This window comes from Bradyrhizobium sp. LMTR 3, from assembly GCF_001693485.1.
Taxonomy (GTDB): Bacteria; Pseudomonadota; Alphaproteobacteria; order Rhizobiales; family Xanthobacteraceae; genus Bradyrhizobium.
Map to the genome: position 1 here is coordinate 72,316 of NZ_MAXC01000046.1, position 12,537 is coordinate 84,852.

The window sequence follows — 12,537 nt, forward strand, 5'->3', positions numbered from 1 at the left end:
TGGCTGCCCAGGCCGAGCGGTTGGAGCCGGTGAAACATTAATCCGCCAAAGGATTTACAACGCGGATTGCAAGGGGATTAGAATGACCACCCGTCCCATCGTTTCGCAGGTGCGCGCATGAACGAAGTCGTGGTTTTGACCCCCGAACGAATCCTGGAGGTCACCGAGGACGTCTTGCGCCGCTACGGGCTCGCCAAGGCAACGGTGGTGGACGTCGCCCGCGCGCTGGATGTCAGCCACGGCAGCGTCTACCGCCATTTCCCCAGCAAGGCCTCGCTGCGCGAGGCGGTGGCCAAGCGCTGGCTCGACCGTCTCAGCGCGCCGCTCCTGAAGATCGCTGAAAGCTCCAGCCCGGCGCCGGCGCGGCTGGATAAGTGGCTGCGGACGATGTTTTCAATGAAGCACAAACGGCTCGGCGACGACCCTGAGATGTTTGCGACCTACCTGACGCTGGCGCGCGAGGCCTGCAAGGCCGTGAACTGCCACAAGGATTGCCTGGTCGATCAGATTGCCATGATCCTGTCCGACGGCGTGAAGCAGGGCGCCTTTGAGGTGGCCGACGTCAACGTGACGGCACGCGCCATTTTCGACGCCACCAGCCGCTTCCACCATCCCGCACATGCCGAGGAATGGAACGAGCCGGGCGCCCCGGCACGGATCGATGCATTGCTTGCGCTGCTGCTCAAGGGGCTGGAAACGCCGCGTTCGCACTGACGATCCTTCTGAAACCTACTTGCAAGACAAAGCCGTTTTCCCGCGAGCCGTGATGTCTGGTTTTGGGCGGTAGAAGCGGCCATGCCAAGCTCGGGTGCCGAGGTCTCACGGACCCAAGGCGGACATTCGAGCAACGGACGTTCGCCTCTCGTCGAGCGGCGCTGGACGCGCAAGAAGCTGTAATCCGACGTTTTCTAGCCGATATCTGCTCAATTCTGTTCCCATCGGAAATCTACCCGCGCGAAAGGCACCCTGCCGGTCGACTGGTCGCATATGATGCTTTGGCAAATCTCATGGGTCCGCTTATCTCTTGGGGACTGGAGCAAACGCATGAAGCAGTGTCCGGGCCAGCAGAAGCGCGGAGGTGCGAACAAATCCGGCGACCTCGATCTGGCCCGTGAATATTATCGACAGCGCGCTTGGGCCGACGCTTACCAGGCGTTCTTGCGGGCCGACCAGGAAACCTCGTTAACTGCCGAAGCTCTCGAACTGCTGGCGATGGCCGCATACCTGGTCGGCCGGGATGAGGATTATCTCAAGGCGCTCGAACGGGCCTACAATGCGCAGCGGGATACTCCCCGGCGCCTTCGCGCCGTCCGTTGCGCGTTCTGGCTCGGCTTTCGCCTGCTAATGCGCGGCGAGATGGGCCGTGCGAGCGGCTGGTTTTCCCGTGCTCAACGTTTGCTGGAGCGTGACACGCGCGAATGCGCCGAGCGGGGCTATCTGCTGCTGCCGGTCGTCGAGCAACGTCTCGGATCTGGAGAGTACGAGGCCGCGTTCGTCGCTGCAGCCGAGGCCGCCGCAGTCGGCGAGCGCTGTGGCGACCCGGACCTCGTCGCCTGTGCCCGCCACCAGCAGGGCCGCATACGACTGCAGCAGGCGCAGCTCGGAGCCGGACTCGCGCTCCTGGATGAGACCATGGTTATGGTCACTGCTGGAGAGCTATCGCCGCTGGTGACTGGCTTGATGTATTGCAGCGTGATCGCGGCCTGTCAGCAGGTATACGCACTCGACCGAGCCCGCGAATGGACAGGCGCCCTGGCGCGGTGGTGCGAGGGCCAGCCCGATATGGTCGCCTTCGCCGGGGTTTGCCAAGTGCATCGCGCGGAGATCCTGCAGTTGCAGGGCGCCTGGGCTGAGGCGATCGAGGAAGCGCGGCGCGCCTGCGCGCGGTCGCAGGGCTTCGACCGGCGGGCTGCCGCCGGAGCGCTCTACCAGCAGGCAGAGGTCCATCGTCTGAAAGGCGAGTTTGCAGCGGCTGAAGAGGCGTATCGAGGCGCGAGCCAGCTTGGCCTGGAGCCCCAGCCGGGCTTGGCGTTGCTGCGTCTTGTGCAGGGACGCTCCGACGCGGCCGCCACCGCCATTCGCCGCGTCGCAGGCACGACGGTGAGCCGCCTGAATCGCATGGGTTTGCTGCCCGCCTATATCGAGATCACCTTGGCCGCCGGTGACGTTCAGGACGCACGCAACGCCTGCCGAGAACTGGAGGACATTGCGCGGACCTTCGATACGAGCGTCCCGGATGCAATTGCAGCGCAGGCCCGCGGAGCGGTGGACCTCGCCGAAGGGGACGCGCGGGCCGCACTCGGTTCGCTGCGCCGTGCCTTCGAGGTGTGGCAGAAGATTCCGGCGCCCTACGCGGCTGCGCGCGTGCGCGTGCTGATCGGACGGGCCTGCCGCGCCCTTGGAGACGAGGACGCCGCCGATCTGGAGTTCGACGCGGCCCGGACCATTTTCGAGCATTTAGGTGCCGGTCCCGATCTCACGCAGCTCGGCTCACTGACGAAGGGCGTAGCTTCCAGCCATGTGCATCGCCTGACCCCGCGTGAGCTAGATGTTCTTCGCCTGGTCGCCGCCGGCGAAACCAACAAGGCGATTGCTGGCAGGCTCGCCCGAAGCGAGAAGACGGTAGACCGGCACGTCAGCAACATCCTCGCCAAGCTTGATGTCCCCTCGCGGGCCGCGGCGACGGCCTTTGCGTGCCGGCACAAGCTGATCTGAACACCAGATTAAGGTCGAAGGTTTCTTCGATCAGCTTCGGACGGTCAAACAGGCGAGCCGGACGCGGCTTCCGGGTGCAACCACGGGAGCCTTTCGCCCGCAAACGCCTCTCCCGTGGGCTTGAGCTTCTCGGGTTCTTCGAACGCGCCGAGATGAAAGTGCGTCTCATTGGGCCGTCGCTGGTTCGCGCAGGTCAGGGTCGAGCCGCACCTTGCGCAGAACCCGCGCTCCACGCCCGGCGATGAATTGTATTTGCTGATCGTTCCGCTTGTTACCGTGACGGCGGAGTCGTCGAAGGCAACGAAGACGGATGCCGGCGCTCCGGTATGGCGCCGGCAACTCTCGCAGTGGCACCACAGGACCCATTTCGGGCGCCCAGCCGCACGGAAGCGTACGGCACCGCAGAGACAGCGCCCCTCGAACGTATCACTCATATCGTTTCTCCTTCATGGCGGCTTGCCGCCGGCTTCGACACGTCGCGATCGTGCCATAGCTACGGCGCCCGCGAATGGGGAAGATCACCCATACGGTTGCAAGGGCCCGATTGGGGCGTTCTCCCGAAGCGCCGGCTCCCGTTTCTCTCTAGCACCAGCCTTGGTACGCCCGCGGACCCGCGATGCGCTGAGCCCGCGTCTGATTTGTCAGCACAAGGAGAGAGCCGCGATGACCAAGGCATTCGACGCGATCGTAGTGGGCGCCCGCTGCGCGGGATCGCCGACCGCAATGCTGTTGGCCCGGAAAGGATATCGGGTTCTCGTGGTCGACCGCGCAACTTTTCCGAGCGACACGGTCTCTACGCACATCTTGCATCCCCTTGGCGTAAGTGCCCTGTCCGGTTGGGGGCTTCTCGATCGTCTGACTGTGACCGGGTGCCCGCCGATCGACAGCTATGCTTTCGACTTTGGTCCTTTCACGATTGTGGGCGCGCCAGGCACGAGTGAAGCGCCGGTCGCGTACTGTCCGCGCCGCACGATACTCGACAAGCTGCTCGTCGATGCTGCGGCTCAGTCCGGCGCGGAAGTTCGCGAAGGCTTCGCTGTGGATGAAATCTTGATCGAGGACGGACGGGCGGTCGGCATCAAGGGCCGCTCGCAGCATGGCGGCCCTATCACCGAGCGCGCTGAAATCGTCGTCGGCGCCGACGGCAGACACTCGTTCGTGGCCGAAGCGGTCCGGCCAGAGCACTATGACGAGAAACCGATTCTGCTCGTCGCGTATTACACCTACTGGAGCGGACTGCCGATGTTCGGCAAGTTTGAGCAATACATCCGTGACGGGACCGGATTTGCCGCCGCTCCAACCCATGACGGGCTGACGATGGTGATTGCCGGTTGGCCATACGCAAGGTTCGACGATTGCAAGAAGGACATCGAAGGGAATTACCTGAAGACCATCGCGTTGGCGCCGGCGTTCGCCGACCGCCTGCACGAAGCCAAGCGCGAAGCGCGGTTCGCCGGTGCGGCGGTGCCGAACTACTTTCGCAAGCCCTACGGCCCCGGCTGGGTGCTCGTGGGTGACGCGGGCTACAACCGGGACTTCATCACTGGACAAGGAATCATGGACGCCTTCCATGACGCCGAGCTCTGCGCGATCGCGCTCGACAGGGTCTTCTCGGGAGCGCAGCCGTTCGACGCGGCGATGAAGGAGTACCATCGCGCGCGCGATACACGGGTGGCGGCAATGTATGAATTCACCTGCATGCTGGCGACGCTGGAACCACCGCCGCCGGATATGCAGCACCTCCTTGGCGCGATTCACGGCAATCAGAGAGCCATGGATGCGTTCGCGCGGATGAATGCCGGAACAATATCACCTGCTGAGTTCTTCGCGCCGGAGAACGTCAATGCGATGACGGCCGCTTAGGACGACCGATGCTGCGGACGTTGCTGGGTAACGTTTCGGCCAAGGTCGCGACCGAGGCCGCATGTACCGTGACGGTGGTGCGCCCGCCACGGTCGGCCTTGGCGCCGGCGCGGGAAGGCGGCAGGGACTAACGGCGCGATCCGACGGCGCGTGCGCTCAATCGAGGGGCTGGACCGGCGGCAGCGTTGTGCCGGAACGCGGCGGGTTCGGCACGGGATAGCTGGTGACGCGGCCGCTCCGTTCGGCCTGTCCGGCGGAATTGGACGCGGGACCTACCGCTTCCGCCCTGGCGCCTCGCACGCTGTCCCTTGAAGCCTGTCTCCGGTGCCGCGACGAGCGCGAGCCTTCCAGTCCCCATGAGCGCGATATCGAAGGCCCGGCCGTATAGCCGACGAAGGCGCCGGCGACAGCCCCGACCGGGCCCAGCACGACGGCGCCGGCCACGGCGCCGAGGGCCGCGTCGCCTGCGCGCTGCGCGAGCGCGGCAGTGGGCGCGAGTACCAGGAGCATTGCGGCTGTGATGAAGGCCTTGATCATATCTCTGTCCCGTCTGTGGAAGACGGGATGCTGGTCCGCGTTTATGGCGAGATGCGTGAAGTTTTGTGGCCACAGCGTGGACTTTCGGGTTCCATGACTGCTGCGCGCCGAGTGTGGCTTTCCTGCCGGCTATCGTCGTCGCCCCTGCGGAACGCAGGCACAACATTGAGATGGCTAGAGCATGATGAAATTAAGTTTGATTGCGACCACGAAGAACGTCCGCTCCCTCTCCCGCTTGCGGGGGAGGGCTGGGGTGGGGGTGTCTCCGCAATTGACACTCCCCGTGTGGAGAGAGCCCCCACCCGGCGCTTCGCGCCGACCTCCCCCCGCAAGCGGGAGAGGTGAAGCGCGTCTGCGGCCAAATCGATCTAACCAAAAATCATCGTGCTCTAGACCGCTTCGCCGCGCGCCAGGGCCGCTGCGTTGCGGATCGCGGATATGTTGGCCTTGTAGCTGTCCACGGTGCCGCCCTTGAACACCGCGGAGCCCGCGACCAGCGCATTGGCGCCGGCTGCGGCCAACTGGCCGGCGACATCAGGACCGACGCCGCCATCGACCTCGATGTCGATCGGACGTCCCGCGGCCATCGCCCTGACATCACTGACCTTGCCCAGCGCGGACTTTATGAACGCCTGGCCGCCGAAGCCGGGATTGACCGACATCACAAGCACCAGATCGATCAGGTCGATGACATATTCGATCGCGCTGGCAGGCGTGCCCGGGTTGAGCGAGACGCCGGCCTTCTTGCCGAGCGCGCGGATCGCCTGCAGCGAGCGATGCAGATGCGGGCCGGCTTCGGCATGGACGGTGATGTGATCGCAACCGGCCTTTGCAAAGGCCTCGAGATAGGGGTCGCAGGGCGAGATCATCAGATGCGCGTCAAAGATCTTCTTTGTATGCGGGCGCATCGCCTTGATGACGTCGGGGCCGTAGGAAATGTTCGGCACGAAATGTCCGTCCATCACGTCGAGATGGATCCAGTCGGCGCCCGCCGCATCCACAGCGCGGACTTCCTCGCCGAGCTTGGCGAAATCCGCGGCCAGGATCGACGGTGCGATGACCAGGGGACGCGACGCAAATTGCTGGGACATGTGCGCTTTCCCGAAAGGCTTCTGAAAGGGAGGAACGGCCCCGCGTAACATGCAGCACGGCTGGGGGCAATGCGCCGCGGCGCCGTCTCCTGTGGGCGGAAAAATCTGCCGCGGCGGGCAGCTATTGCCGGGTTTGCCGATCGGACGGAATACGGAAAAGCCGGTTTTATTGGGTTTTCTTCATGGCACGGTGCTTGCTGAGGAAGACGGAACACGAGCTGTGGGCCGCTTTACGCGCGGCATTGTTGGAGTTCCGCCATGTTCTTTGCTCTGGGCGCCGCGTCATCGGCCATCGATGTCCTCAAGGCGCTGACGTCGTCCAAATCGTCTGCGCCGACCACCGGCCTCAGCCAGAACTTCGCAAGCTTCGGCCAGTCGTCCCCGACTGCGCCGGCTTCGATCGCTCCAGGGGCAGGCTCAAGCAACGGCTTTTCGTCGATATCGCCCGAAACCATGAGCGCGCTGCTTGACGCGCAAGGCCAGTCCCCGGGAGGATCGGGGACGGCCTTAAAGACCCGCCACGCCGCGCTGAAGGACCTGTTCGGACAGATCGACGGCGACGGTGACGGCAAGATCAGCAAGACGGAATTCGAAGAGGCGCTTGGCGCGGGCGGCACCAACATTGGGCAGGCCGATAGCGTGTTCGGAAAACTCGATCAGGACGGCGACGGCTCGGTCAGCATCAAGGAGCTGGCATCGGCGCTCCGGCCCGACAAGGGCCATCATCGCGATCGCGATGAGGCGAGCGGTGGCGACGGATCAGGCTCCGATCCAGTCTCACAGGCACGGCAGGGCGCCACCACCACGACCGTCACCAACAGCGACGGTTCGGTAACGACGTCGCTGACCTATGCGGACGGCTCGAAAGTGACGATGACGTCGCCGGCCTCCGGAAGCTCGTCCGCATCAGCAACATCGTCCTACAATTTCATCGAGCAGATGATCCAGCGCGAAGCCAAGGCGATCGCATCGGGCGCCACCGCATCGCTCTCGCTCAGCGCCTGAGCGGACCACGCTCTAACCGAAACGATCGCTCCACGCCGGGAGCGCACCGGGAAAGGGTAGCGCGGTCGCAGCATGGACGCCGCGCGCGATTGCACGCGCGACCGCATTGGCGGCCACCATGCCGAGTTCGGTGAGGCCGAACAGCGGATCGATCGGCTTCTTGCCGGTCGCGGCGGCAAACACCACGTCGCCGTCCAGCGGCGCATGCACGGGATAGATGGCGCGCGCCATGCCGGTTTGCGCGATCATCGCGAGCCGCCTGGCCTGCGGTTTGGTCAGCACCGCATCGCTGACGACGATCACCAGCGTGGTGTTCTGCGACGGAGTAGCTAACGGCGCGCCCTTGAGGCGGGCTCTCAGCATATCGGGCGTGAACGAGGGCGGCAGTCCGTGCCCGCCAAACTCGCGGTCCTTCTCGAACGGCGCAGCCCAGAACCACGGGCCGTCGCCGACCGTCACGCTGCCCACTGCATTGACCACCGCGAGCGCGCCGACGGTCACGCCGCCCTCGGTCTGTGCCGAAGCGGAGCCGAGGCCGCCTTTGAAATTGGCAGTGGTCGCGCCGAGACCGGCGCCGACGCTGCCGAGCGCGAAATCGGCAGCCGCCGCATCGGCCGCGGCGTAGCCAAGATCGCGGTAGGGGGGAAAGCGTCCCCATGCCTTGTTGCCGCCGTTGAGCAGATCGAAGCAGATCGCTCCCGGAACGATCGGGATGACCGCGTCACGGATGCGAAAACCGCGCCCCTGTTCGGCAAGCCAGGCCTGCACGCCGCCGGCGGCATCCAGCCCGAGCGCCGAGCCGCCGGCAAGCGCGATGCCGTCGATTGCCTCGACGGTGCTCTCGGGGCTGAGCAGCGCTTCCTCGCGGGTGCCGGGGCCGCCGCCGCGCACGTCGATCGAGGCCACCGCGGGCGAGTCGAACAGGATCGCGGTGACGCCGGAGGCTGCGCTAGCGTCGTGGGCGTGGCCGACGCGAACGCCGGAAATATCGGTGAGCAGGTTTTTCAAAGCGACGGTCCGTAAGGCTGCATCCGCCGCAATTCTACTGCGTCATTAGCCCCTCATGGTGAGGAGCGCGGAACGCGCGTCTCGAACCATGAGGCCCCGCCTGTGGCCTACATCCTTCGAGACGCCCGCTTCTCGCGGGCTCCTCAGGATGAGGGTTGAAAGACTATGACGCAGTAGGACTAAGGCTTCCCACGGATATATCAGCCGCAGCGCTGCTTCAACTGGCCAGCGCCAGCCGGATCATCCGGGCAAGCTCGGACTTGCGATAGGGCTTTGCCAGCAGCAGCACGCCGGAATCCAGGCGGCCGTGATGGACGATGGCGTTTTCGGTATATCCCGAGGTGTAGAGCGTCTTGAGGTCAGGCCGGCGCTTCAGCGCTTCGTCGACGAGCTGGCGGCCGTTCATGACGCCGGGCATGATCACGTCGGTAAACAGCAGATCGACGTTCGGGACGTTGTCGATGATGCGCAACGCATCGGAAGCGTTGGCTGCCTCCAGGGTGGTGTAGCCCAGGCTCTCGATCTGGGTGATCACATAGCGCCGCACCAGCGCATCGTCCTCCACGACGAGGACAGTTTCGTTGCCGCCCTCGATATTTCCCGCGATCAGCGCTTCCGCCGCGGTCTGCTGCAATCCCGTTGCCCGCGGCAAATAGATCTTGACGGAGGTGCCGTGGCCTTCCTCGCTGTAGATCTTGACGTGGCCGCCCGACTGCTTGACGAAGCCGAACACCATGCTCAGCCCGAGGCCGGTGCCCCTGCCGACTTCCTTGGTCGTGAAAAAGGGTTCGAATACCCGTTCGAGCAGCGCGGGCGGGATTCCGGAGCCGGTGTCGCTGACTGCGATCATGACGTAATTGCCTGATGTGACCTCGCTCTGCATGCTCGCATAGTTTTCGTCGAGAAAGACATTGCTGGTCTCGAGCGCAAGCTTGCCGCCATTGGGCATGGCGTCACGCGCGTTGATGGCCAGATTGAGGACGGCCGTGGAGAGCTGGTTCGGATCGGCCAGCGCGGTCCACGCATCCTCGGCCAGTAGCGGCGTGATTTCGATGTGTTCGCCAAGCGTCGGGTGCAGCAGCTTGGCCGCCTCCAGCACCAGCGCATTGACGTCGACTTCGACGGGCTGCAGCGGCTGCTTGCGGGCAAAGGCGAGCAGATGCTTGGTCAAATTGGCCCCGCGTTCGGCGGCCTCATCGATCAGCTTGGTGACGGCGGCGAGCTGGGGCTGATCGGCGACCGCTTCTTCCAGAATGCCGATGGTGCCGGTGATCACGGTCAGGATGTTGTTGAAGTCGTGCGCGACGCCGCCTGTGAGCTGGCCGACCGCATCCATCTTCTGCGCATGCCGCAATTGGGCTTCCGCAGCCTGCTTTTCGGTCAGGTCGCGGCCGATGAAGAAATGGCGGCGGACCGGCTCCGACCATGTCCCGGTCCAGTTCAGCGCGACGGTCTTCCCCTCTTTGCTGACATAGCGCGTCTCGAAATTGCGCTTGCTCTGTCCCCGCCGCGCGGCCCGCATCTCCCTGCGGGTATGCTCGAGGTCGTCGGGGTGGATGAACCCGATCGCGTTATGTCCGACCATTTCCGACGGCTGATAGCCGAGGATGTCGGTGACGCTCGGGCTGACCTGGATCAAGTTCCCCACAGAATCGCTCACCAGGATGAGGTCGTTCGAAGATTCGAATATGCGCCGCCGTTCTTCCATCTCCTGGCTAAGCGCCTGCTCCGTTCGCTTGCTTTCCGTGCGCGATGTTCCGAGCAGGCGCGCAAGCTTGGCTTGCAGGCCGACGTTGTCGACGAGCAGCACGGCGAGCACGAAACTCGCGGCGCAGAGGCCGTAGATGCGGCCGAGATAGAAACCGACATCGAACCGCGCCACGTTCAGGATCGCCGAGAGGGCGATGTCGAACAACCAGGCGCTCATCACGACCATCAGCCAGACGTCGAGAACGAAATGCGGCCGGCGAAGCCACAACACGATCAATGCAGCGAAGCTCATGCACCATACGGTCGAAACCACGGCGAGCATGACGGGCGTGTAGTGACCGCCGCTCAGAAGGATCGGCAGACGGTCGTGCTGGGCGGTGACGAGCCAGGTGAATGCGGTCATCGCGATACTGACCGCAACGATGCTCGTAACGACGGCCGCGACGGCCGAGCCATGCATCTTGTCGTTGTCCGTCGCCTTCAGTAGCGCGTAACCGAGCACCAATGGCGGGAATACGCCGTGCCAGACCATATAGAGCCAAACGGTGGTCTGCGGTCCCGCGCCGAGCAGCCCGCCGGGCGCAAACAGGCCGGGAAAGGTGAGGGCATGGACGATAGCCGCCATCGCCGTGAACAAATATCCGTTCGCAAGCAGCAGCAGCCCCCGTGAGCGGGTAATCGCGAACTGTGAAAACAGCAGGACAGCGGTGATCAGGTCGTTGATCGCCAATGCGGATTGGTAGCTGGCGACGAACGCCGGGACCGGGGCGAGCGGCACGCCGGCAAACGGCACGGCGCAGGCGAACAGCACCGCCGAAACGCCGACCACGGCCAGCGCAGCCATGCGATCGCTGCGCGTCGCCTTCATCGTGGAAAGAAAGATGTTGCGCTCGTCACCCATGTCATCTTCCGGCCAAACTGACAGCGAACGCGCCATGATAAAAACTGCCGAGGCTACGCTAGCGGCGCCTCGGCGGGAATCAACCCAAGGCTACATATTTACCCGAGGGAAACAGCAGGGGAATCCGATTGGGGTAACCACCTCTTTACCGACCGGCTGAAGAATGATTGTGAGGGTTTTTATGATGCGCTGGTCGTCCAGCGCCGCCTTACCGCTCGGCGCGTCGCAGACCATTGCCATCGAGAGCAGCCTCGAGGAGCGAAACCGGATCGGCGGCAAACTGCCGTTGCGACAACGGAACCGATAGGCGGCAAACGAGGCCTTCCGGGCGCCAGTCGAATTCCGCGCGGCCACCAAGCTGCGACTCGATGCTGGCGATGACGCTTCTGGTTCCGAACCCTCGCGACACCGGCTTCTCGACATGTGGCCCGCCAGTCTCCGACCATATGATCTTGAGAAGGCCCGCCTGATCTTCCCAACACACCGACAGCCGGCCCGACAGCGCAGACAGCGCGCCGTACTTCGCCGAATTGGTGACGAGCTCGTGCAGTGCCAGCGCAACCGTCTGAGCCGTCGCCGGCTCGAGATGGATCTCCGGGCCGGACAAGTCGATCTGGTCGCCGGTGGAGTAGGGCGCCAGTTCCTCATCGATCAGTTTGCGTATTTCGGCGCCCTGCCAGCTCGAGAGCGAGAGCACGGTGTGCACGCGCGCAAGCGCATTGATCCGTCCTTCGACGGAACGGACGTAGCTCTTCACATTGTCGCCGCGCGTCAATCGGACGATGGATTGCGCGAGCGCCAGCGCGTTCTTGGCGCGGTGGTCGACCTCCCGCGCCAGCAGGCTTTGCCGCTCCTCGGCCTGCTTGCGTTCGGTGATGTCGACGGTGACGCCGCTGACGCGGATGACGCGGCCGCCCTTGTCGGTGCTTGCCGCCGCCGTTCCCACGCACCAGCGCACCTCGCCATTCGGCCGGATGATGCGGAATTCCGCTTCGTATGATTTCGCGCCCCGGGCGAAGCTGGCCCACGCCTCGTGCAATTCATGAACGTCGTCAGGGTGAAGCAGCGCCTGGATATTGGCCGGCGTCAGTTCGAACTTGCCGGGATCGACGCCGAGGATCTGATACTGGCCTTCGTCCCACATAAAGTCGCCATTGACCCAGTCCCAGTCCCAGGAGCCCATCTTGCCGGCCGCGATCGCCAGACTGCGGCGCTGCTCGCTTTCCAGAAGCCTGGCGTGCGATTCCTCCAGTTCGGCGGTGCGCGCGCGAACCCGGTCCTCGAGTTCGACGTTGAGCCGTTCGAGCTGACGCGTTTTGCGATAGAGCTCCGCGAACACCTTGATCTTGGCGCGCAACACTTCGGGCACCACAGGCACCGGAACGTAGTCGACCGCGCCCATCTCATAACCGCGCAGCCGGTCGATGTCGCTGACCTGGATCGCGGAGATGAAGATCATCGCCGTCTTCTGGAAGCGGGGATGTTCGCGGATCATGGCCGCGAGCTCGAACCCGTCGAGTTCCGGCATGCAGACGTCGACCAGGATGATGGCAACATCGTTCTTAAGCAGGAATTCGAGCGCTTCGCGCCCGGACGAGGCCTTGACCAGGTTCTCGCCGAGTTCTTTCAGGATGACCTCATAGGCGAGCAGCTTCGCCGGCTGATCGTCAACCAGAAGAATGTTTACCTTCTCTTGATCCATCATCT

Annotated in this window: 10 protein-coding genes; 4 read left to right on the forward strand and 6 right to left on the reverse strand. The window is 64.2% G+C overall.

What is annotated here, in order from left to right; genetic code table 11:
- Positions 1-117 precede the first annotated feature (117 nt).
- Together LMTR3_RS26510 and LMTR3_RS26515 are read left to right on the forward strand one after the other, a co-directional pair.
- Positions 118-714, forward strand: coding sequence for a TetR/AcrR family transcriptional regulator (locus tag LMTR3_RS26510; RefSeq protein ID WP_065747945.1), 597 nt, complete (start codon positions 118-120; stop codon positions 712-714).
- A 330-nt stretch (positions 715-1,044) separates the two neighbouring features.
- Positions 1,045-2,715, forward strand: coding sequence for a helix-turn-helix transcriptional regulator (locus tag LMTR3_RS26515; protein WP_065747946.1), 1,671 nt, complete (start codon positions 1,045-1,047; stop codon positions 2,713-2,715).
- A 44-nt stretch (positions 2,716-2,759) separates the two neighbouring features.
- On the opposite strand, the gene LMTR3_RS40375 is transcribed toward LMTR3_RS26515, so the two are convergent.
- Entirely contained in the window at positions 2,760-3,149 is a 390-nt protein-coding gene (locus tag LMTR3_RS40375; protein ID WP_084029823.1) for a GFA family protein, read from the reverse strand.
- A 22-nt stretch (positions 3,150-3,171) separates the two neighbouring features.
- Here LMTR3_RS40375 and LMTR3_RS26520 point away from each other — a divergent pair, with 22 nt between their 5' ends.
- The gene (locus tag LMTR3_RS26520) at positions 3,172-4,578 is read left to right on the forward strand and encodes an NAD(P)/FAD-dependent oxidoreductase (protein WP_210184731.1); all 1,407 of its coding nucleotides are present in this window, start codon (positions 3,172-3,174) and stop codon (positions 4,576-4,578) included.
- A gap of 156 nt (positions 4,579-4,734) precedes the next feature.
- On the opposite strand, the gene LMTR3_RS26525 is transcribed toward LMTR3_RS26520, so the two are convergent.
- Together LMTR3_RS26525 and rpe are read right to left on the reverse strand one after the other, a co-directional pair.
- The gene (locus LMTR3_RS26525; RefSeq protein WP_065747948.1) at positions 4,735-5,115 is read right to left on the reverse strand and encodes a hypothetical protein; all 381 of its coding nucleotides are present in this window, start codon (positions 5,113-5,115) and stop codon (positions 4,735-4,737) included.
- A gap of 389 nt (positions 5,116-5,504) precedes the next feature.
- Entirely contained in the window at positions 5,505-6,206 is a 702-nt protein-coding gene (gene rpe / locus LMTR3_RS26530) for a ribulose-phosphate 3-epimerase (protein ID WP_065747949.1), read from the reverse strand.
- Positions 6,207-6,464: 258 nt separating this feature from the next.
- Here rpe and LMTR3_RS26535 point away from each other — a divergent pair, with 258 nt between their 5' ends.
- Complete coding sequence (locus LMTR3_RS26535) at positions 6,465-7,211, forward strand: EF-hand domain-containing protein (protein WP_065747950.1); 747 nt, start codon at positions 6,465-6,467, stop codon at positions 7,209-7,211.
- Between the two features lie 12 nt (positions 7,212-7,223).
- On the opposite strand, the gene LMTR3_RS26540 is transcribed toward LMTR3_RS26535, so the two are convergent.
- From LMTR3_RS26540 to LMTR3_RS26550, 3 genes are all read right to left on the reverse strand, one after another.
- Entirely contained in the window at positions 7,224-8,219 is a 996-nt protein-coding gene (locus LMTR3_RS26540; protein WP_065747951.1) for a P1 family peptidase, read from the reverse strand.
- 217 nt (positions 8,220-8,436) lie between these two features.
- A complete protein-coding gene (locus LMTR3_RS26545; protein ID WP_245320004.1) occupies positions 8,437-10,830 on the reverse strand; it encodes an MASE4 domain-containing protein in 2,394 nt (797 codons plus the stop codon).
- A gap of 208 nt (positions 10,831-11,038) precedes the next feature.
- Positions 11,039-12,532 (reverse strand): HWE histidine kinase domain-containing protein, encoded by a 1,494-nt coding sequence (locus LMTR3_RS26550; protein ID WP_065748235.1) that lies wholly within the window; start codon positions 12,530-12,532, stop codon positions 11,039-11,041.
- Positions 12,533-12,537: the final 5 nt, after the last annotated feature.

Coding starts and splice junctions, on each gene's coding strand:
- LMTR3_RS26510 (WP_065747945.1), top strand. CDS start 118: ATGAACGAAGTCGTGGTTTTGACCCCCGAACGAATCCTGGAGGTCACC.
- LMTR3_RS26515 (WP_065747946.1), top strand. CDS start 1,045: ATGAAGCAGTGTCCGGGCCAGCAGAAGCGCGGAGGTGCGAACAAATCC.
- LMTR3_RS40375 (WP_084029823.1), bottom strand. CDS start 3,149: ATGAGTGATACGTTCGAGGGGCGCTGTCTCTGCGGTGCCGTACGCTTC.
- LMTR3_RS26525 (WP_065747948.1), bottom strand. CDS start 5,115: ATGATCAAGGCCTTCATCACAGCCGCAATGCTCCTGGTACTCGCGCCC.
- rpe (WP_065747949.1), bottom strand. CDS start 6,206: ATGTCCCAGCAATTTGCGTCGCGTCCCCTGGTCATCGCACCGTCGATC.
- LMTR3_RS26535 (WP_065747950.1), top strand. CDS start 6,465: ATGTTCTTTGCTCTGGGCGCCGCGTCATCGGCCATCGATGTCCTCAAG.
- LMTR3_RS26545 (WP_245320004.1), bottom strand. CDS start 10,830: ATGGGTGACGAGCGCAACATCTTTCTTTCCACGATGAAGGCGACGCGC.
- LMTR3_RS26550 (WP_065748235.1), bottom strand. CDS start 12,532: ATGGATCAAGAGAAGGTAAACATTCTTCTGGTTGACGATCAGCCGGCG.